The sequence below is a fragment of the Nonomuraea jabiensis genome (assembly GCF_014204795.1).
GTDB lineage: Bacteria > Actinomycetota > Actinomycetes > Streptosporangiales > Streptosporangiaceae > Nonomuraea > Nonomuraea jabiensis.
In genome coordinates, this window is the sequence record NZ_JACHMB010000001.1 from 6000753 (window position 1) to 6021827 (window position 21075).

The following is a 21075-nucleotide window of genomic DNA, read 5'->3' on the forward strand; positions in this document are numbered from 1 at the left end:
AACGTGCGGTTGCCGGGCTGATCGCCGGGCAACCGCACGTCAATATACCGCGCACGGCGGCGATTATGAGTCGGCTATTGCACGATCATCATCCAGAACGGGCTGTCCTCCGTATTGTCGCCGACCTCGTCGGGAGTGAGGCGATACTGGGAGTAGAAGGTTTTGAGATAGTTGCCGTGGCTCCGGTTCTGATGCAGGTCGACGCCCCGCACCGAGTAATTCAACTTGTCCTTCGCCGCTCCTTGTTTGGTGGACGCGTACGGATACTCGTCGCAGTCGTAGACGCCGGTGTAGTTCTCCTTGAACTTTTCCTCGTATTCGTAGTACTTGCAGTAGTTCGTCGACCTGGACGCGCGCCAGAACTTCTCCTCGGTCGTGCCGTGGTCCGACCAGAACTGATGCTTGGAGAAGATCGCCCGGTTGGCCTCTTCGTCGGCATTGGTGCCTCGGTGCAGCGGCTTGCCCTGTGGCGTGTTCGGTGCCGCCGCCCAGTTACCGGGAATCGCCTTGGCCAGCAAGGTGCCGGCTGCTTTCTTCCGCGGCGGATACTCGGGATCCCGCGACGCCGTGGTGTCGCCTTGCCGCAAGGGCGGGAACGTATTGATGTTCTTGGCGGGATCCATCGCGTCCTCGATATGCTCGATGACCTCGATGAAGGCTCTGTTCGAGCTCTTGGACATGGTCCAGACCCGATGCGCCCGGGTGTTGACGCATCCTCCGGTATGGTCCGGGACGCCGTCGTTGGCGGTGTCGGACTTCCCCAGCGTCTGCCAGTCGCATCGGAAGTTCGGAGCCCACGCGCTGTCGGCCGCGGGCGGCGGATCCCCGTTCCGATAGACGCCGACGCGCTTCCCCTCCCGGTCGAGAACGTCCTGCGACCATAGACGTCCTATGTAACCGACGCCACCGATCGAGGTGATGAGCGGTTTGATGGTGCACACCGCGTTCTTCTTGGCCGCATCGGGATAGCCCCTGGTCATGACGGTGACGTGACTCGTCGCCTCCCAGCTCGCAATGGATTTAAGATGGTCGCTGTCTCCTTCGACCGCGCACCGAGAAGAGGTCGCGGACGACACCGTGAGGTCGAAGCCGATATTCATTTGCCGAAGTCCTCGGTCGAACCTGGTCTGCCTCACTCCGTTCTGGAAGATCCCGAAGTCCTGGAGCCGTACGAACGCCTTGACATGCTGCGGCTTTGTGGTGCCGTCGCCGTCGACGACTCCATCTCCGGCGGCGTTGCCCAGATAGCTGTGCATGACCCAGGTAACGCGGAACGAGAAGATCATGTCATCGGTCAGAGAGTCGACCGCCACGTCCGCCAGCTCCGCCGCGAGCTGGATGGCCCGAACCTTCCCTCCCTTCTTGAGCTTCTTGGTGGTGTCGTCGTCGTCCGCGTACGCGCCGATGGTGTAGTACGACGACCAGCAGGACGAGTACGTGCGCTCCTGGATACGGGCCTTCTCGGGCTGGCCGTAGACAGGCGGTGAGTTGTAGCAGGTCTCCAGTGATATGTGATCATCGGAGGTGGCCGCACTGGCCTTCGACGTGGACGTACCGGGCGGTGCGAACCGTTCAGAAGAGCTCTCCCGCATGGTGTTCACGCCGCTGAAAAGGGCGGTGACGTCGGCCGCCGCCAGCGCTCGCTGGTAAAGCCGCGCCTCGTCGAGGTCGCCCCGTACCCGGGTGCCCAAGGTCATGGCGGAGTTGGCATGCCACGGGGACACGGTGATCGGCTCCGACTTGACCAGGGCTCCGTTCAGGTACAGCGAGGCAGTCTTTGCTGTGGCGTCGTATACGCCGGCCAGCTGGAACCACTCGCCGACCGGTGGTTCGACGCCGGACAGCACGCCCTCGACCGTGGCGCCGACGGTGTCAGCGCTTGTGAGGGTGAACACAAGGCCGTGGTCGGGGGTGTTGCCGAGGCGGAAGGGCGCCTGGTGGGTGCCCTTCTGCTCCAGGACGATGTAGTCGCCGTCCTTGTCGCTCCACCGGAGCCAGGCGGCGGCGGTGAAGCTTTGGTCGGTGCGGATCACCGGTCCGGCGGTCTGGGCCAGGGGCTCCTCGCCGGGCTGGGTGACGTCCACGGTGACCTGCCGCCAATCCGACCAGGCCGAGGCGGCCTGCTCGCCGACCGCGCGCAGGCGCCAGCGCACCTTCCACCCGTCCGACAGCTTGCCGGCCGGGACGGTGATGCTCGCCTGGGTGCCGGAGGCGACGTCATCGACTCCGCCGGCCCAGATCTGGCCGGTGCCCTGACCGGTCGCGGCGGGGTCGTGCTCGATCTCGGCTTCGGCGCGTAGCGCCTGGCCGGTGGGGTGGGTGAGGGTGGCCTGGAGCGCGGGCGTGAGCGTGTCGGTCACCGTGACGCCGTCCACCACCTTGGACGGGGTGATGGCCAGGCCGGTGGCGGTGGGCTTGGGCAGGCTGACGGTGAAGGACTGCCAGTCCGACCAGGCCGAGGTGGCGGTGGCGGAGACGGCGCGGGCGCGCCAGCGCACCTTCCACCCGTCGGTCAGCTTGTCCGCCGGGACCGTGATGGTCGCCTGCGTACCAGCCGGGACGTTGTCGGCGCCGCCGGTCCAGATCTGGCCGGTGCTCTGACCGGTCGCGGCCGGGTCGTGCTCGATCTCGGCCTCGGCCCGCAGCGGCTTGCCGGCGGGGTCGCTCACCCGGGCCAGCAGCGTCGGGGTGAGCGTGGGTGTGACGGTGGTGCCGTCCACCTGCTCGGACGGGGTGATCTGCAGCGCGCCGACGGCCGGTTCGGAGACCGGGTCCGGCACGTCGATGGTCATGGCCTGCCAGCTCGACCACGGCGAGCCGACTGTGGTGCTGGTGTTGACCGCACGCACGCGCCAGCGCACCTTCCACCCGTCGGTCAGCTTCCCGTCGGGGACGGTGGCCGACGCCTGGGTGCCGGAGGCGACGCCATCGATGCCGCCGGCCCAGATCTGGCCGCTGCTCTGCCCGGTCGCGGCCGGGTCGTGCTCGACCTCGAATTCGGCCCGCAGCGGTTGGGCGGCCGGGTCGGTGACCGTGGCGTGCAGGGCCGGGGTCAGGCTGGTGGCCACGGTGCCGCCGTCCACCACCTGGGACGGGGTGACCTGGAAGGGGCCGACCGCCGGGTTGGGCACGTCCACGGTGGCCGTCTGCCAGTTCGACCATGCCGAGGTGGTCGATGCGGCGGCGTTGGCCGCGCGGGCCCGCCAGCGGATCTTCCACCCATCGGTCAGCATGCCCGCGGGGACGCTCACCGCGGCCTGGCCGCCGGAGGTGACCTCCGCCGAGGCGCCGGTCCAGATCTGGCCGCTGCCCTGCCCGGTCGCGGCCGGGTCGTGCTCGACCTCGAACTCGCCCGTGAGGCTGCCGCCGGCGGTGTCGGCGACGGTCGCGGCGAGTTGCGGGGTGAGCGAGGTCGTCACCGTCGCGCCGTTCACGGTCTGCGCCGGGCTGATTGCCGGGGCGGAAACGGTCGGCGCGGACGCCGGGCCGCTGGTGGTGAGGGTCAGCTTCGGCGGGCTGCCGAACTCGTCGGTGTTCTCCGCCGAGGTGAAGACGCGGTAGTTGTTGATGTTGGCCTCGCCGGGGGACTTGAGCACCAGGCCGTGGTCGGCGGCGCCGGCGGCCCAGTCCTGGGCGATGCCGGTGACGTTCCACTCCATGCTGTCCGGCCAGGTGGCGCAGTCCATGGTGACGCCCTTGAAGTTGGTCGAGGCGTCCTCGGTGGTGAAGGCGGGCTTGTTGGCCCAGTACACGTTGTCCGGGTCCCAGGCGCCGGTGAGGCGGGCGACCTGGATGCCGTTGGCGAGCGCGGCGCCGCAGTTCTGGGCGTCGATGGTGTTCATCGACAGCTTGGCGTCGGTGACGGTGGAGCCGGTCAGATTCGGAGTGTCGAACTTCAGATGCACCCGGTGCTTGAACCCGCCGGTCCTGGTGCCGGCCATCATGTACGCCGCCGTCGGGTCACCCGGGAAGTCGGCGTCGTTGTCGGAGGTCACCTCCACATCGGCGTTCACCGGCAGCGTGACCGCCGCCGCCACCCGTACCGGATAGGTGGTGCCGGCGTCGGCCAGGAACGCCTGGTCCGGCCTGACCACCAACTCCGTGCGGCCGCCCTTGGTGACCACATCGGTGTCGGCCTCGCCACGGTTGACCGACGCGGGACGGCCCTTGCCGGCGCCGTCCGACACGGTCGGCCGGGTCCCGTTGGCGACCGGCTTCTTGTCCCTGCCCTTCAGCAGCAGCCGTCCGCCCTTGCCCTCGGTCAGGGTCAGGCCCTCGTCTTCGACGCCGATCCGCAGCTCCACCTGCTTGGCGGGCCGCTGGCGCAGCACCACCTCGTGCCGGAACCCGGTCGGCAACGCCGTCACCACCAGGTCGGCCCCGACCCCCGCGGCGTCGGTATAGGTGGCCACACTGCCTTTGACCGTCGGCTTCGGCAGCGGCGTCGGCCACCGCAACGCGTACGACTTCCCGTCGACCGACATCTTCACGAACGGGTCCGTGCCGCCGGCGGAGAGTTCCACGATGGCGCCCTCGGCGAGGGTCTTGGGCCGCAGCTTGCCGCCCTGCTCGGCCAGGGTGGTGTCGATCGGCACCCAGCCGCTGCCCTGCCGGGTGCGTACCGGACCAGTCGTGACCTCGGTCTTGAACGTCTTCCCGTCCGGCTGGGCGTAGGTGACGCTCATCGCCGTCGTCTCGTCAGCGACCTCGACGGCCTTACCCTGCTGGGCCGCCGCCTGGGAGGCGGCGATCCGCGCTTGTGACGGTACGTTGGAGACCGCGTTTCCGCTCTTCCCCGCGATCCACGCCGCGGTGGCGTTCAAACTCGCGTCCTGATCATTGCCTGAAGAGTCGGCAGCCGTACGGCCCTCTCCCTCATCGAACGTCCACTGAGCCGCCGACTGCTTGAGCGTGGCGAAGGACGAGGTGTACGGGGCCATGATGTTCTCCCACGAGTCCATCGCCCCCGAGACCTCGACGGTGTACGCGGTTCCCGCCTTCAGAGCTTGCTCTGGGTCGAAGGTCAGTACCGTTTCCGTGCTGTCGTACGTCAGTGTCCCCGCCGCCTGCGCGCCCGCGGCGTCCTTGACAGTCACCTGAGCCTCGCCGACCGGCTCCGAGAAGGTGATTTTCACCGGGGCATCCAGCGGTACGTCGACTGCGCCGCCTTCCGGCTCGACCGCGATCACCCGCGGCGCACCGGTGTCCTCACCGTCGCCGCCACCTCCGATGCCACTCTCGTCGAAGTCGAGTTTGTCGGTGCCGATCCGGTACTCCTGACCGTCACGCTGCCCGGCGATACGGGCGGCCACCTCCTTGGTGATCGTGATGTCCTCGTCGCCCCCGAGCGGCTGATACATCGACATGGCGATGGCGTCCTCGTACTCGGGAAGGTTCGTCAGCTGCGTGCCGGTCAGCATGACGACTTCCTCCGCGGGGCCTTCCATCTCGAAGTCCACGGTCAGGATGGGCGGATGCTGCTGGAACTTGCAGCCTTCCAGCGGCGTGGTCATGCAGCCGCCGGCGTCCTCGGAGGTGTAGCGCCGCCAGTTGCGCAGCTCCGACTCGTTGCCGGCGGTGAGCTGGATGCCGTAGTTGGTGGCGCCGTTGACCCACTCCTGGACAATGCCGTTGAGGGTGTGGGTCAGGTTCCAGGGGTAGTTCATGGAGCCGGTGCAGTCTTCGCTGTAGGCGCCGTATTCGGTGTCCGCGCCCACGCTGGTGACGGACGGCTGGCTGCTCCAGAGCAGCGTCATCTCTTCCCAGTAGGAGGTGATCCGCCGCGCCGTGATGCCGGAGCCGACCGAGATCCCGCACTCGTTGGACTGGTAGTTCCACAGGTGCAGGTCGGCGTTCTCCACCTTGCTGCCCGCGAACTCGGCGGGAATGTTCGGGAACTTCAGGTAGCCGCGCCAGCGCTTGGCGATGCTACTGGCGTAGGACTTACCGACCACGATCTGGGTCTGATGGAAGGTGTCCCAGCTGTCCTGGTAGTCGTAGTCGTTGATCCAGGTGTCCATGCCACCCTTGGAGACCTGGCCGGTGTGGCCTTCGTACCAGTCTGACACCGCGGCGGTCACCGTCACCGGGTATGTCGTCGCAGGGTCGGCCAGGAACGCGGCGTCCGGCGTGAACACCAGGGTCTTGCCGTCCTCGGCGAGCGTGACGGCGGCCTTGCCGGCCTTGCCCGCGTCGATCGGGGCGCCCGCGTCGGCGGCCTTGGCGTCCTGCAGCAGGGTGGGCCGAATCTCCGTGAGCGTCTTGCCGTCCTTGCTCACGATGGTGGGTCTACCGGCGGCGTTCTTCTTGAACGACAGCCCTTCGGGCAGGTCCACCGGAACCTGGAAGAGATCGGTCCGGTGGGCCGTTCGGCGATGGTGATCTGCTGGCGGAAGCCGGTCGCGCCGGCGGTCACCACCAGGTCGCGGCCCTCGCCGTAGGCGTCGGAGTAGGTGGCGGTGTTGCCCTTCAGCCGGGGCTCAGGCAGCGCCGACGGCATGGTGATCTTCGCCGTGGCGTCGCCCGCCGAGCCCTTGAGCAGGGTCTTGTCCCGGCCAGCGGACAGGACCAGACCGCCGTGCGCGGCCTTGGGCTTGATGGCGCCGTCCGCCTCGACGAGGGTGGTGTCGATCGGCGTGAAGCCCTTGCCGTCGGCGTTCTTGACGCGGATCGGCTGGGTGCTGAGCTCCATCCGGACCGTCTTGCCGTCCGGGTTGGCGTAGAAGGTGGCGCTCTCCGAGCGCATCGACTCGATCTCGACGCGCCGGTTGTCCTTCTTGGCCTGCGCCAGCGCCTTATCAGTGGGCGTGGCAGGGGCGCTCGGCGGCGACGTGGTGGGGGGTGGCGTGGGGCCCTGGGCGATCGCGGGCGCGCTCATCAGCGAGAGCGACAGCGTAAGAGCCGCGATCAGGGCAGCGCGGCGGCGCGTCCGGGTGGATAAACCGGACGCCGTTGGTGATGTGTTCACTCGCACCTTTCGAACAGATGTGGCAAAACGGAATGATCATCACACATGTCGGGAAATGGAAGTAAAGATCCCCTTTGTGTAACGGGAAAGGTGGCCTCCGTAGCCGCATGCAGCGCTCGTTGCCGCAGGGCGGACAGGGCCCGCGACTCCCTCGTCCGCGGCCCTCATCCCGCCTCATGGGAGGTGGCGCACAAGCTCGGAAGGCGCCGGTCCGGGGCAGGCATCAGACGGTCCACCGCTTCGGAGGCCACAGCGGGTGGTTCTCGGCTCACCTGCCCGGCCAGCTTACGCGTGACGTATTAGCCTGATAATTGCGTCCCGTTTTTTTGGATGGGAGGGTGGATGAAGGCCGATCCCGTTGTTCTGCTTACGGCGGTGTTCAGTCTCCTTCTCGGGCTCGGTGCCTTCGTCTGGCAGTGGCGGGCGCCGGACGGCGGGAGCGAGCGGGTGCATATGATCTCCTGGACCCTGCTCGCGCTCTTTCCCGTCACGCTTCTGTTCTCATTCTTTCCGCAGAGCCAATTCTCTGCCGAGATCAAGGGTGCCACCATGACGGGCGCCGTCGGGTTATGGGCGTTCATCTGGTGGTACGGGCTGCGGTCCCTGCGGACCGCGGGGCGGGCCGACGAATACCGGAAGGAGATCCGGGCGCTGCGGGAGCGGATCGACACGCATGCCAAGATGCGGCGGCCGCAGCCCATCGAGGAGACGCGCACGTACGAGTACGCCGTCCACGGCCGCCCCTCCCGGCGGCTCGTGCTCATCACCGGCGACCTGCGCAACGTCAAGGACGTGGACGTCTGGGTGAATTCCGAGAACACCGACATGCAGATGTCCAGGTTCCACGAGCGGTCGATCTCCGCCGTCATCCGGTACGAGGGCGCGCGGCGCGATCCCCTGACCGGGCGGGTGGTCGAGGACTGCGTGGCCGACGAGCTCGGCCGGCGGGTGGGCGCCAACGTGCCCGTGGAGCCGGGAACCGCCATCGTGACCGGGGCGCACCAGCTCGCCGAGCGCAACGGGGTCATGGGCATCGTGCACGCCGCCGCCGTCCACGGGGCCGCCGGTGTCGGGTACCGCCGGGTGGACGATCTCGGTACGTGCGTGCGCAACGTGTTCCTGCGGGCCGAGGAGATCGCCGGCGGCGGGCGGCGGGCCGGTTCGATCGTGTTTCCCATCTTCGGGACCGGGGAGGCGGCGGCCGACGTCGAGTCCACGGTCCAGAGCATGCTGACGGCTATTGTCGCCCACCTGACCGACAGCCGCCCCCGGCACGTCGAAACCGTCTATTTGCTGGCCTACACCGACGCGGAATTAGCGGTCTGCGAAAAAGCACTTGACGCGTGTGCGCATATCTCTTCGGTCGGGAAGGCCGGGAAGAAACGTACCCGCCAAAAATAGGTGTCGCCCGGCGGGCCGGATTCCTTAATCTCGATGCCGTGGACACCCCGACTCTTCTCCAGCATTTCCGGACGCACGACGCCCCTTTGGTCCTGTCCAGGGGCGGCGAACTGGTCTGGGACGACGCGGAGCTCCACCGGAGTGCCCGGCTGAGCGACCCCGAGGGATACGCGCTGCTGGCGCTGGTGCCCGGTGTGCTCCCCTGGCAGCGGGCCCGCGTGCTGCTGTGCACGCTGGCCGCCTCGCAGGACGGCCTGGACGAGCGCACCCGCGCGACCCTGGCCAAGGTCACGAGGGCGCTCATGTTCGACCTGCCGCCGGCGTACGCGGTCACCGCGCTCCTGGCGCTGCGGCGGCTGCGCGTCAACCACAAGCACGCCACGCGGGCCGTCGTCACGTTCGTCCTGGAGCACCCGGAGGCCGACGCGCTCATCGAGGCGCGCCGGCCGGCGCTGGTCGACTGCTTCGAGCACGCGCTCGGCAAGGCGACCGCGCGCGGGTGCGCGCGCCTGATCGCGGAGGGCGACACCGGCTCCGGCCGGCTGCGCAGGAGCCTGCTGCGCTTCACCTCCGACCCGGCCGTGGCGGTCGGGCGGGTGCGCGCGCTCTACGCGCCCGGTACGTACGGCGCGGTAGCCCCGCAGGAGCCGCCGGCCCCGCTCGACCAGGTCGGAGAGCGTCCGGCGATCGTCACGCCGACCAACCGGGGCGACATCGCCGCGACGCTGGTCCACCTCTACCGGGGCGGACCGGCTGCCGAGCTGCGTCCCGCGCTGGCGGGCTACGTGGCCGAGGCGACGCGCGGGCTGCCGCGCCTGGCCGGCCACGTGGCCGTGGTGCTCGACACGTCGGGCTCGATGCGGGGGTACGGCGACCGGGAGTGGGCGGTCATGTCGCAGGCGGCGGCGCTGAGGCTGGTCCTGGCCGAGGTCTGCGAGCGTCTCACGGTGGTGGAGACGGGTGAGGTTGGCGACCGCCTGACGGTGGTGGAGACGGGTGAGGTTGGCGACCGCCTGACGGTGGTGGAGATGGCTGAGGTTGGCGACCGCCTCACGGTGGTCGAGACGGGTGAGGGCGACCGCCGCGCGATGGCCGAGACCGCTGGTGGCTACGACCGCCTCGCGATGGTCGAGACCGCCGAAGGCGCGACCGACCTGGCGACCCGGCTGCTCGACGCCCTGGACACCCGTCCCGACCTGGTGGTGATCGTGACCGACGGCTACGAGAACGTCCTGCCGGGCGACCTGGCCAGGGTCGTGGCCACGCTGCCCCGCGCGGGCGTCACCACTCCGGTGGTGCTCTGCCAGGCCACCTTCACCGCCGGTGACGACGTGACCCTGCGCGACCCGGCGCCGCAGCTGCCGCGCCAGCCGTTCTGGCACCAGGACGACTTCGCGGGGCTGCTGCCGTGGCTGTTCGGCCACTGCGCGCCCGGCCGTGACTGGATCCGTACAGCAATGCTGAGCCGACTCGAAGGCCGACTGGAAGGAGGACGCACATGACCGCACTAGAGACGCTCCTGCCCGCCCCGCTGGACCTGCGCGGCTACCGCGCGGGCACGCCGCAGCGCGCCGGGGCGCTGACCATGGTGCCGATCTGGGGCCCAGAGCGGCCCGGCATCGTGCCGCCCCGGTCCGGGCTGAAGCTCAAGCGGGTCGTCGGGTACGGCCAGGTCGAGCTGCTCAACGGCGCCCGCGAGGGCGTGGCGATCGTCCCCCTGCACATCGGCTACATCCAGGACGCCGCCCAGAACCACGCCCTGTGCTCCGCGGCGCTGATGGGCGCCGGGCAGACCAGGCGGTTCGACGACGCCTGCTGCGTGCAGGCCGGCCAGGGCGGCTACCTGGAGGGCCGCGACCAGTGGTTCTTCGTCCTGCCGGTCGAGCTGCGGGCCAAGGCGCTGGGGCTGCGCGGGCGCCGCGACTACGCCAAGCTGTGGCCGGACATCTCCGAGCTCAACGCCGCGTGCGGGCTGCCGTCGCGCGGGCACCTGGAGCAGATCCTGTCGCGCAAGCGGGCGACGCTGACCCAGTTCCAGAGCCGGCTGGAGCTGCTGCCAGGCCAGCTCGGCGCGCTGTTCTTCGTGGGCGACAGGTTCGCGGGGCTGGAGCTGGCGCCCGATCCGGGGTACTTCGCCGAGGTGTGGATGGCGCTGGTCTGCTTCGCGTACGGGGTCGCCGCCTGGCGGGCCGAGCCGGCGCGGGCCGGCGCGGCGCCGTACGACGCCGGCAGCCTGGCCGAGCTGCGCGCCGAGCTGGCGCGCGACCGGGCCGCGCGCCAGGCAGAGGTGGCCTCCTGGTTGCCCGCGCCGGCCGGTGACGTACGCATGGTCGAGGAGGAGCGCTACCTCGACCTGCGGCTGTCCACCGTGACCGGCGACGGGCTGGCCGGTCAGGTGGTCACGGAGCACGGGCGGCCGGTGTACGCGTCGCTGTTCGCGAGCCGGTAAATCCGGTTGCGGCGGCTCCACGACGGCAGGTTGAATGATCAGTGCGGGAACTGCGCCGGGCGCGGCGGGCTCAACCCCCTCATTCCACGTAAGGGATGCTGCGACTATCAGCGGCTTCATGGTTCGCCGAGGCGCCGGCCACCGGTCCCGCACTGAGATCTTGTCAGCCTCCTGACTGGGTGTTACCTCTTGCGGGATGCGTGCAATCCGTGCATCCCTGAGACGCAGGAGGGAAATACGTGTCCTGGTTACGCAGTGCACTCGTCGCCGTCGCGCTTGCCGCGTCGGCCCTACCCCTCGCAGGGCCCGCCCGGGGCGAACCCGGCGGGCAGGCCCCCATCCATGACTTCCAGGCCGAAGAGCACGGCAAGCCGGACGTGGACAACCGGCAGGGCAGGGTCGCCCCGCCCGCCGGACTGAACGCCCGCAGCGCCGGGACGGCGGCTGAGATCCGCTGGAACGCTCTCGGCACTCCCGCGGCCGTCACCAGCGCCGAACCGCTGGCCGAAGGACTCGGGTCCGATCCCGAGCAGGCCGCCCGCACGTACCTGAAGAACAACCCCGCCGTCTTCGGGCTGTCCGCCCAGGCGGTGGACGCGCTGGAGCGGGTCGCGGTCAACCCGATCGGCGCGGGTCACGCCGTACTGCTGCGCCAGCGCTTCGGCGACCTGCCGGCCGGCGTGGACGGCCTTGTCGCGGTCGGCGTGGTGAACGGCCAGATCCGGCACGTCACCTCCTCGCTGTCGCGCGAGACGGACGCACCGCCCGCCGCGACGATCACCGCGCAGCAGGCGCTGGAGATCGCGGCCAGGGACGGCGGCATCGACCTGGCCACGGCGGTCACCAAGCAGGCCACGCCGGTGGCGGTGCCCGCTCCCGACGGGGTGCACAGCGCGTACCAGGTGGTCCTGATCGGCGGCTCGCGCGGCGAGGCGGCGGGGTACACGACGCACGTGGACGCGGTCAGCGGCGCCATCCTCGTACGGGAGAACCTGGTCGACCACTTCGACCCCGACAACCCGCGCTGGAAGGCCTTCCCGGCGAACCCGCGCGACGACTACTCCTCCCGCGACACCCGCCAGACCTGGTGCTTCGCGGCCGGCCCCGGCTGCGACTACGTGACCGGCGGCGACCCGGCGACCGGCAAGGCGTGGGACGTCGACCACGCCACGGACGCCTCGACGAACACCAGCGCCGGCAACTCGACCAGGACGACGGAGAACCGGGCGAACGGCGACCCGTTCAGCGTCGGGACCCGCACCAACGTGCTCACCCCGAGCCGTAACTACCTCTTCCCGTGGAAGAACACCTGGCACGAGTCCAAGTGCGACCCGGCGGTGTTCGACCAGGAGGGCGAGGCCGACCTGGAAGCCGCCATCGCCAACCTGAACGCGATGCACAACCGCATGCACGACTGGTCGTATCGCCTCGGCTTCACCGAGACGGCCTGGAACATGCAGGCCGACAACGGCGCTCGCGGCGGCCTCGGCGGCGACCCCGAGCAGGGGAACGCGCAGGCCGGCGCGCGGGTGCTGTCCGTGCGCGACAACGCCAACCAGATCACCGGCCCTGACGGGATCGCGCCGATCACGAACATGTACCTGTGGCAGCCGATCGCCGGCTCGTTCTACTCGCCCTGCGTGGACGGCGACTACGACATGTCGGTCATCGGCCACGAATACACGCACGCGATCTCCGGCCGCATGATCGGCGGCCCGAACGCCGGCTGGAGCGGCGCCCAGGCCGGGGCCATGAACGAGAGCACCTCCGACCTGTTCGCGATGGAGCACCTCTTCGAGTACGGCTTCCGCCCCTCGGGCCTGACCCCGTACGTGACCGGCGGCTACGTGACCGGGGACAAGGAACGCGGCATCAGGAACTACGACATGTCCAAGTCGCCGCTGAACTACAGCGACGTCGCGTACGACATCGTCGGCCAGCAGGTGCACGCGGACGGCGAGATCTGGTCGGCCACCCAGTTCGACGTGCGCGCGGCGTTCGTCAAGCGGTACGGCGACGGCACGGCCAGGCAGCAGCGGGCCTGCGCGGACGGGCAGACGCCGGTCGAGCTGTGCCCGGGCAACCGGCGCTGGGCGCAGCTGTCGTTCGACGCCCTGCTGCTGATGGCCTCGGGCGCGGTCAGCTACGTCGACCACCGCGACGCGCTGCTGGCGGCCGACGCGATGCGGTTCGGCGGCAAGAACCAGGACATCATGTGGCGCGCGTTCGCCGAGCACGGCCTGGGCCAGGGCGCGGCCAGCAACGGCCCGAACGACGCCGACCCGACGCCGAGCTTCGTCAACCCCGCGGGCAAAAACGGCTCGCTGCAGCTCAAGCCGCTGGGCGAGGCGAAGGGCGCGGCGCTGCGGCTGTACGTGGGCGACTACGAGGGCCGCGCGGTCCCGGTCGCCGACACCGACCCGGCGACCCCGCTGGGGGACACGGTGGAGATGACGCCCGGTGTGTACTCGTTCATCGTGGCGGGTGACGGGTTCGGGCACACGCGGCTGAAGTTCGTGGTGGTCGGCGGTGTGCGGCTGCCGCTCCCGCTGCCGCTGACCCGCAACCTCGCCTCGGCGGCGGGCGGCGCGACGGCCACGGGCGACGGCGTCAACCAGGCCAAGCTGATCGACGAGACCGAGGCCACGAACTGGGCCTCGCTCACCGGCGCGCCCGCCGGCAAGTCGGTCGTCGTGGACCTGGCGGGCGACGCGCCGGTCAAGGTCCGGCGCGTCCAGGTGAGCGCGATGCTGCGGCCCAACGTCAACGACGCGGCCGACCCGGGCGGGCAGAACCGCTTCTCCAGCGTGCGCTCGTTCGAGGTGCTGGCCTGCAGTTCGGGCTGCACGGATCCGGCGAACTTCACGAAGATCTACACCAGCCCCTCGGACGCCTTCAAGTCGGGGCTGCCGCGTCCCCGGGGCGCCGACATGATCTTCAAGTCGTTCGACGTGCGGGCCACCAGCGCCACGCATCTGATGTTCCGGGTGCTCAGCACGCAGTGCACCGGCAATCCGCTGTACGCCGGTGAGCAGGACCGGGATCCGAACTCCGCGACGGACTGCGCCACGGCCAGCCCGCAGCGGGAGCAGGTGAGGGCGGCCGAGTTCCAGGCGTTCTCGCACTGAGGTCGTGACTCCGTACGGCCCGCGTCCTCGGGGCGCGGGCCGTTCGCGTGCTTGCCCGTAGGTAGTTCGAGGCTCCGTGGCGTCCGGGTCTTCGACGGCGAGCGGACCGTGCCGGCGGCCGACGTGGTGATCGACGGCGACCGCATCGGCACGGCCGCCGGAGCCGTGGACGCCGTGATCGACGGCGCCGGGAAGACCCTGCTGCCGGGCCTGATCGACGCGCACACGCACGCCTTCGAGGGCGACCTGGCCGAGGCGCTGACGTTCCGCACCCTCGACACGGTGGCCGACCCGGGCGAGGCCAAGGCGTTCGTGGAGGCGCGGCTGGCCGAGGGCGTCGACTACCTCAAGATCGCCATCGACGACGGCGGGTCGTCGTCAGGAGCCGAGGCGTGATCTTCCGCGGTGAGCTTGGCGGGGTTCACCATCCACGGCACCTGGTCGCTTCGCCCCGCCCCGCGCCCGCCACGGGGAAGCCGGAGTCGACGCTGGAACGCGGGCGACCGGGCGGAGGCGCGCGCTGAGGCTGATGCTATTGCGCTACTGTTGGTATCGATACTTGAGGTAGCGAAACTGGCGGGCTGGGGAGGACACATGGGCACCACGATGGAGCGGCCGCCGCTGGGCATCCGGTTGATGTATGCCCTCGGCAAGGAGCCGGACTGGCTGACGATGACGGCCGGGGAGCTGGTCGCCCTCCGCGACGCGGTGAACCGCAAGCGGTCCTCCCGTCTGGCCCGGCTGATCACCGGGTTCCCGGACCGCGGCGCCACGATCCGGTGGCAGGAGGTGGCGCTGCCCGACCGCAGGCTCCGGGTCCGGGTGTACCGGCCCTCGGCCGGGCAGGCCGGCTTGCCTCTGGTGCTCCACGTGCACGGAGGCGGATTCGTGGGCACGGCGGTGCAGAGCGACTGGGTCAACAGCCACCTCGCCGCGCGGCTGCCCGCGCTCGTCGTCTCCGTCGAGCACCGCCTCCTCGACCAGGAGACCCCGCTGGCCGCGGCCGTCGACGACGGCTGGGACGCGCTCCGGCACGTGGTACGGCACGCCGGGCAGTGGGGAGCCGACCCGGCGCGGGCCGCCGTCTTCGGTGAGAGCACCGGCTCGTTGGTCACGGCCCTGGCCGCGATCCGGGCCAGGGAGTCCGGCCTGCCCCTGCGGGCGCAGGTGCTGGTCAACGCCGCTGTCGACCTGACCTCGGCGGGGTTCGAACATGCCTCCATGCGCCGGCACGCCCACAGCCCGACCCTCACCATGACGCAGATGCGGCTGTTCCAGCGGCTGGCCGTTCCGCCGGGAACGGATCCTCGTACGGTGTCGCCGCTGCACGCCGGCGACCTGGGCGGGCTGGCCCCGGCGCTCGTGGTGGTGCCGACCATCGATCCGGTGGCCGACCACGGCCGCTGTTACGCCGAACGGCTGCGGGCGGCCGGGACGCCCGCCCGCCTCACCGAATATCCCGGGGCGACGCACGCGTTCCTCAGCATGCCGGGCGTCGTGCCGCAGGCGAAGGCCGCGCGGGCGGAGATCGTCGAGTTCCTTCGAGAGGTCTTCGCCGGATGAACGAGGATCCGGGAGCCGCGTGAGCGCACGAGAATAGGCGCGTGACTCACCTCCACATCGTCTACGCGCATCCGAGGGGTTCGCGTACAAGCCCGCAAGCCTCCGCGTGGCTCGGCAGGCGCTCGTCCTGTGCACGGCCGGGTACAGCGTCGCCGAGCTCGACGCGTCGGGCTGCCACCAGGCGATGAGGACGGCCATGCTCACCGACCGGATCGGAGGGCGGGCGCGGTCGAGCGAGTTCGTCGTGTTCGGTGGTTCGGTGCTGCGCAATGGCGAGAGCGACCCCGATGAGTGGGCCGCCGTCAAAGCGGGGCACCTGGCACGGGCGGCCGAGCTGGCGCGGTCTCTCTGACCGGCTGATGACCGGAAAGGCCCGGCGCGCGGGGCGCCGGGCCTGAGGATCAGTAGATGCGGTACTTGCGGCCGCAGTTGTCGAACTTGCCGGCCCAGCAGGTGAACGTGTAGACCTTCTTGATCCCCCTGCCGCTCCAGCTCCCGACCACCTTGCCGTCGAACGAGCGGTTGAACTTGTGCCAGCTGCCGTTCTTGTAGAACTCGAACCACACCCAGCCCTTCTTCCCGCCGACCTTGTCCACGCCGTACCACTTCGTGTGGACCACGCCGCCGCTCTTCCACGTCTTGCCGAACGTGTAGGCCTTGTGGTCACTGGAGAAGAACTTCCCCCAGCTCGTCCCCGTCGAAGTGGTGGCGGCCTGGGCGGCGGCCGGGCTCAGGGCGAGCCCGGTGACGGCCATCGAACCGGCCAGAGCCGCGATCGCAAGGGTCTTACGCATTGGGTTCCTCCCCGTTGTCGTGCGCCGGTTGATCCCGGCAGCAGGGACATTACGGAGATCCCGAGCGGTCAACTGTGGACAAATCCGCACTACGAGAGTGATTGACAGCACACCTGTCAGGCGATCACTTGATGGTGGCGGGAGGCACGTCCAGCGGGAGCGGGATGAGCGGGAGCTGGGAGGTCCTGGCCTGCGCGGGCGTGGTCCCGCACAAGGCCAGGAGCCCGTGCGCGCCGATCGCGTAGTCGATCGGGCTCGGAACGATCTGGCCGTTCTCGTCGATCTGCTGGTACTTCGTGCGGTTCACCCCGTACGACAGCTGGCGGTTGCCGTCCGGGCTGGACAGCGACTCCGTGCTCATCCCGAACACGCCCCCGCTGTGCCCCCAGAAGCGGCCGCATGGCGCGTCGACCGAGTAGATTCCGAGGCCGTAGTCGATCAGACCTCCGCCGGCCAGCACCGGCACCGTCTTCTGCATCTCGGCGAGCTGTGCGGCGCCGACGAGCTCGCCGCGCAGCAGCGCGCGGTAGAAGCGGTTGAGGTCGTCCATCGTGGACACGATCGCGCCTGCCGTCCCGCCCCACGACATGTTGTAGACGCTGTAGTCACGCGGCGGGTCGATGAGGCCGTACAGCGACTCGTACGCCTTGGAGTGCGGCCCCGGGATGACCGGGGTGCGCGGGAACGACGTGTGCCGCAGGCCCGCCTTGCGGATGACGTTGCGGGTGACGTACCGCTCGGCGTCCGTGCCCGTCACCTTCTCCAGGAGCAGGCCGGCCAGGATGTAGTTGGTGTTCGAGTACGACCCGGGGGTCGCTCCGGGCTCGCCGGTCGGGGCGGCGGCCAGGCCCAGCCCGGCCAGCTCCTTCGGGGTGAACGTGCGGAAGCGGTTGTCGTCCAGGCTCTTGCCCGATCCCTCCAGCAGCGACGGGAACGCCGGAGCGATGTAGTCGCCGATGTGGCTGGTGTGGTTGAGCAGCATCCGTACGGTGATCCGCTGACCGCGGTCGCCGGGGACGAGGTCGGGGAGGTAGCGGCCGATCGGGGCGTCCAGGTCGATGGCGCCGCGCGCCACCTGCTGGAGGATGGCCACCGAGACGAACGTCTTGGTGATGCTGCCCACCCGGTGCACCATGTCGGGCCGTACGGGGCGGCGCGTGTCGACATCGGCCACGCCGGACGCGCCCTGCCAGGTCTGACCCTGGTCGCGAACCTGCGAGTAGATGCCGTACATGCCCGCCTCGTGGACGGCGTCCAGGGTCTTCCGGAGCGCCTGCCGGTCCAGCCCGCCGTCCTGGCTCGTCCCGGTGGCGCTCGCCGTCCGCGCGGCGGCCGGTGCGGTGAGGGTCGCCGCGGCGAGCACGGCCCCCATCCCGGTCGCGAGGGCCAGCCGTCCGGCACGGCCCACGGTCGATAGCACTGTCCTGAATCGGAGGGATGTCATGCTCGTCAGCATGATCGAGCCGGGCTCGTGAGGTTAGTCCGCTGTGTCACCGGGTCCCCATGACACAGGTCATCCCGAACCCATGACATCCTCGGCCTCACGGGTGAGGTGCCTGGCGGCTGCCGGACGACAACACCTGGTCGTGGGAGGAGGCCGCAGGGCGTCACGCCGTCGCCGTCGGTCACCATCGAGCGGGCCGGCGGCTCGCTCGACCAGTCGGGCACGGCCATGAACGCCTCGGTCTTCGCCACCTGGTGGAGCACCCAGCTCAGCTCGCTGACCACGGCGAGCGGCGCCAGGCTGAAGCTGCTCAGGCTCCCCGGCGAGTCGCAGGCCAAGTCGCCCGGCGCGTACTTCAAGTCCTCGATGTACTGGTCGATCTCGGCGCGCAGCAAGCACCCGGCCGAGGCCGCGCTGTTCGTGGACTTCCTGGCCAACAGCCAGGAGGCGGCCGACATCCTGCTGACCGACCGCGGCGTCCCCGCGAAGCTCACTGAAACGGACAAAGCCGCAGCGGAGTACCTGGACACCGCCAAAGTCGGGCAAGCCCCTAGAGTGACCCCGAACGGCGCCAGCGATCTCGAAGCCATCATCAAACGGCACACGGAAGAGGTGCTGTTCGACCGGGAGACCCCGGAGCAGGCGGCCAGGTCGTTCATCACGGAACTGCAGGCCGAGATCGACGGCGCCTGACAGACCCCCACAGAGGAGCAACATCTTGAGTCAACGGAACTACCGGGCCGCGATCGTCGGGACCGGCGCGATCGCACACGCGCACGCGCAGGCCCTGCTCGGGTCGGGGCGGGCCGAGCTCGTGGCGGTGGCGGACGTGGACGCCCGCCGGGCGGCCGAGTTCGCCGGGAAGTACGGCGGGCCCAGCACCCACGCGGGCCTGGACGACCTGCTGCGGGAGGAGCAGGTGGACGTCGTCCACCTGTGCACGCCGCCTCAGCTGCACGCCCCGCTGGCCATCGCGTGCCTGGAGGCCGGGGTCACGGCGCTGGTGGAGAAGCCGCCGACGCTCTCGCTCGCGGAGTTCGACGCGGTGATCGAGGCGGAGCGCCGCTCGACGGCGCACGTCGCGACCGTCCTGCAGCACCGCTTCGGGGCGGGCGCGCTGCGGCTGCGCCGCCTGCAGGAGGCCGGCGAGCTGGGTCGGCCGCTGCTGGCCACCTGCAACACCCAGTGGTACCGCGACGAGGCCTACTACGCGGTGCCGTGGCGCGGCACGTGGGAGTCGGAGGGCGGCGGCCCGACGATGGGGCACGGCATCCACCAGTTCGACCTGCTGTTCTCGGTGCTCGGCCCGTGGCGGGAGGTCACGGCCGTGGCCGCCCGCCAGGCGCGCCCGGTGGACACCGAGGACGTGTCGCTGGCGCTGGTGACGTTCGAGAACGGCGCCGTGGCCACGATCGTCAACTCCGTCGTGTCCCCGCGGCAGACCTCTCAGCTCCGTTTCGACTACGAGCGCGCCACCGTCGAGGTGGAGCACCTGTACGGCTACACCGACGACGACTGGACCGTGACCCCGGCGCCGGGCCAGGAGGGCGTGTCGGAGCTGTGGGCGGAAGGCCGCACGACCACGTCCAGCGGCCACGACGGCTGGCTCGCCGCCGTCTTCGACGCGCTCGACCGGGGCGAGGCGCCTCCGGTCACCGCCGAGGACACCCGCCGGACGATGGAGTTCATCGCCGCGCTGTACGCCTCCGCCTTCACCGGCGAACGCGTGCAGGCCGGACAGATCGCTGCTGACAGCCCGTTCGCCCGGCGCATGGACGGCACGGGCGCCCCCTGGGAGAAGGTGAGGAACCCGTGACCCCGCAGGCCACCCACGCGCTCGGCCGGTCGGTGACCGTCGCGGCCGGCGGCGTCGAGCTGTTCACCTACGTCTACAGCCCCGACACGCCGGTGCTGGAGTCGCCCAAGCCGTAACTGCACCCTCTGCGGCCGGCCGGTGTCGCTGTTCCGGCCGCACGACCACGTCTGGCACAAGGGCATCGCCTGGTCGCTGCCGCACGTCGGGGAGCACAACTTCTGGGGCGGGCCGACGTACGTGCACGGCCGGTTCTACGTGCAGCTCGACAACAACGGCAGCGCCACGCACCTCCGGTACGCGGTCGTGATCGCCGGCGGCGACCGCGGCGAGGAGGGCATGGAGCTGCTGGCCAAGCAGGGGAGGGCGGCGCTGGCATGACGTTCCCCGGAGGCACGTCCGTCAGCCGCCTGTCGGTCTACTCGGGCAGCCCGTGCGCCGACGGCCTGGAGGGCGACACGCCGCATAGCGCCGGGACGACGGCTGGTGGAGCGGGGGCTGGCGGACGTGGAGGCGGTGTTCGCGGTCAACGACGTGATGGTGATCGGCGCCCTGACGGCCTTCCGCGACCGTACGACGAGGGCGGGGACGACGTGCGGCTCCCGGCCCGCGTCGTCCTGCGCCAGAGCACGCCCGCTACCACTTTCCTATAAGGAAAGTGGATGGTACTTTCCTTATAGGAAAGTAGTCGACCACGGGGTGGCACATGAATCCGCAGGACGCCCAGGCTTCGCTTGATCAGATCCGCGCCTTCCAGGACAGGACCCGCGAGGAGATGGTCCGCAAGATCTTCCCCTGGCCTTTTGTGATCGTCTCGGCGCTCGGGCTCTTCGCCGTGTTCGCGTCGATCGATCTCGGGCAGCCTTGGGACTCCCTCGCTCGGGGGCTCGGGCTCGCGGTGTTCATGGCCTCGGGACTCCTGCACGCGTTCCGGATCACCGTCCTCCCGAGGCCCACGGCCCTGATGATCGCGATCCTCATCGGCATCACGCCCGTTCACTTCGTGGCCTTCGTCATCGGCCGGGTCGCCGGCTTCTCCTTGTTCGGTCTGCCGGCGCACGGATTCCTGTCGCAGGCCATGGTCGGGGGCGCCCTGGCGGCCTTGGTGTACATTGCGATCATGCCCTTGGTCAGCAGGATCATCGCGTGGATTGCGCTGCGGGGTCATGGATCCACAGTTCGATGAGTTCCTGCACGTGCCCGCGCGGCTGTCGGTGGTCGCGGTGCTGGCGCCGGCCGACTGGGTCGACTTCGGCTTCGTGCGGGACACGATCGGCACCAGCGACTCGGCGCTGTCCAAGCAGGTCTCCGCGCTGGCCGGCGCCGGGTACGTGGAGGTGCGCAAGGGGCAGGACAAGCGGGCGCGGCGCACGTACGTGCGGCTGACCCCCGAGGGGCGGCTGGCGTTCCAGCGGCACGCGGCGGCGCTGGAGCGGATCGTCGCGCTCTCCCGGATGCCCCCGCCGGAGGGGCCGCCGCCCTAGTGACCGGGCGAAAAGGACGTGCGGGACGGCCG

16 protein-coding genes and 1 pseudogene are annotated in these 21075 nt (G+C 70.0%); 13 read left to right on the forward strand and 4 right to left on the reverse strand.

The window, feature by feature from the left end:
* Positions 1 to 74: 74 nt before the first annotated feature.
* Both HD596_RS27705 and HD596_RS27710 read right to left on the reverse strand, forming a co-directional pair.
* A complete protein-coding gene (locus HD596_RS27705; protein ID WP_185072236.1) occupies positions 75 to 6335 on the reverse strand; it encodes a DNRLRE domain-containing protein in 6261 nt (2086 codons plus the stop codon).
* A complete protein-coding gene (locus HD596_RS27710; protein WP_185072237.1) occupies positions 6275 to 6877 on the reverse strand; it encodes a hypothetical protein in 603 nt (200 codons plus the stop codon). The genes HD596_RS27705 and HD596_RS27710 overlap by 61 nt, the downstream gene beginning before the upstream one ends.
* A 639-nt stretch (positions 6878 to 7516) precedes the next feature.
* On the opposite strand from HD596_RS27710, the gene HD596_RS27715 reads away from it, so the two are divergent.
* The 7 genes from HD596_RS27715 to HD596_RS27745 all read left to right on the forward strand — a co-directional run bounded on the left by HD596_RS27715 (position 7517) and on the right by HD596_RS27745 (position 15860).
* Positions 7517 to 8368 carry a macro domain-containing protein gene (locus tag HD596_RS27715; protein WP_185072238.1) on the forward strand — a complete coding sequence of 284 codons (852 nt, stop codon included), beginning with the start codon at positions 7517 to 7519 and terminating at the stop codon, positions 8366 to 8368.
* A gap of 38 nt (positions 8369 to 8406) precedes the next feature.
* The gene (locus HD596_RS27720) at positions 8407 to 9870 is read left to right on the forward strand and encodes a vWA domain-containing protein (protein WP_185072239.1); all 1464 of its coding nucleotides are present in this window, start codon (positions 8407 to 8409) and stop codon (positions 9868 to 9870) included.
* Positions 9867 to 10817, forward strand: a complete 951-nt coding sequence (locus HD596_RS27725; protein ID WP_185072240.1) for an ARPP-1 family domain-containing protein — start codon at positions 9867 to 9869, stop codon at positions 10815 to 10817. The genes HD596_RS27720 and HD596_RS27725 overlap by 4 nt, the downstream gene beginning before the upstream one ends.
* Before the next feature lie 239 nt (positions 10818 to 11056).
* Positions 11057 to 13945 carry a M36 family metallopeptidase gene (locus HD596_RS27730; protein WP_185072241.1) on the forward strand — a complete coding sequence of 963 codons (2889 nt, stop codon included), beginning with the start codon at positions 11057 to 11059 and terminating at the stop codon, positions 13943 to 13945.
* A 51-nt stretch (positions 13946 to 13996) separates the two neighbouring features.
* Positions 13997 to 14341, forward strand: a complete 345-nt coding sequence (locus tag HD596_RS27735; protein WP_185072242.1) for an amidohydrolase family protein — start codon at positions 13997 to 13999, stop codon at positions 14339 to 14341.
* Positions 14342 to 14539: 198 nt separating this feature from the next.
* Positions 14540 to 15508, forward strand: a complete 969-nt coding sequence (locus tag HD596_RS27740) for an alpha/beta hydrolase (protein WP_185072243.1) — start codon at positions 14540 to 14542, stop codon at positions 15506 to 15508.
* 106 nt (positions 15509 to 15614) lie between these two features.
* Positions 15615 to 15860 carry a hypothetical protein gene (locus tag HD596_RS27745; protein ID WP_185072244.1) on the forward strand — a complete coding sequence of 82 codons (246 nt, stop codon included), beginning with the start codon at positions 15615 to 15617 and terminating at the stop codon, positions 15858 to 15860.
* Positions 15861 to 15909: 49 nt separating this feature from the next.
* Here HD596_RS27745 and HD596_RS27750 read toward each other — a convergent pair whose 3' ends face one another.
* Together HD596_RS27750 and HD596_RS27755 are read right to left on the reverse strand one after the other, a co-directional pair.
* Entirely contained in the window at positions 15910 to 16302 is a 393-nt protein-coding gene (locus HD596_RS27750; protein ID WP_185072245.1) for a hypothetical protein, read from the reverse strand.
* 124 nt (positions 16303 to 16426) lie between these two features.
* Positions 16427 to 17746 (reverse strand): serine hydrolase domain-containing protein, encoded by a 1320-nt coding sequence (locus tag HD596_RS27755; RefSeq protein ID WP_246554902.1) that lies wholly within the window; start codon positions 17744 to 17746, stop codon positions 16427 to 16429.
* 108 nt (positions 17747 to 17854) lie between these two features.
* Here HD596_RS27755 and HD596_RS27760 point away from each other — a divergent pair, with 108 nt between their 5' ends.
* From HD596_RS27760 to HD596_RS27780, 6 genes and pseudogenes are all read left to right on the forward strand, one after another.
* A complete protein-coding gene (locus tag HD596_RS27760) occupies positions 17855 to 18439 on the forward strand; it encodes a type 2 periplasmic-binding domain-containing protein (RefSeq protein WP_185072246.1) in 585 nt (194 codons plus the stop codon).
* Positions 18440 to 18464: 25 nt separating this feature from the next.
* Positions 18465 to 19562: a Gfo/Idh/MocA family protein gene (locus HD596_RS27765; protein ID WP_221519542.1), complete on the forward strand. Its 1098-nt coding sequence runs from the start codon at positions 18465 to 18467 to the stop codon at positions 19560 to 19562.
* On the forward strand, positions 19559 to 19678 hold the full coding sequence (locus HD596_RS62115) for a PmoA family protein (protein ID WP_246554904.1): 120 nt from the start codon (positions 19559 to 19561) through the stop codon (positions 19676 to 19678). Before HD596_RS27765 ends, HD596_RS62115 begins: the two co-directional genes overlap by 4 nt.
* A gap of 16 nt (positions 19679 to 19694) precedes the next feature.
* Positions 19695 to 19940, forward strand: a pseudogene (locus HD596_RS62120) (DUF6807 family protein); the annotation flags it as partial.
* A gap of 325 nt (positions 19941 to 20265) precedes the next feature.
* Positions 20266 to 20745, forward strand: coding sequence for a hypothetical protein (locus HD596_RS27775; RefSeq protein WP_185072247.1), 480 nt, complete (start codon positions 20266 to 20268; stop codon positions 20743 to 20745).
* A complete protein-coding gene (locus HD596_RS27780) occupies positions 20726 to 21043 on the forward strand; it encodes a winged helix-turn-helix domain-containing protein (protein ID WP_185072248.1) in 318 nt (105 codons plus the stop codon). The genes HD596_RS27775 and HD596_RS27780 overlap by 20 nt, the downstream gene beginning before the upstream one ends.
* Positions 21044 to 21075: the final 32 nt, after the last annotated feature.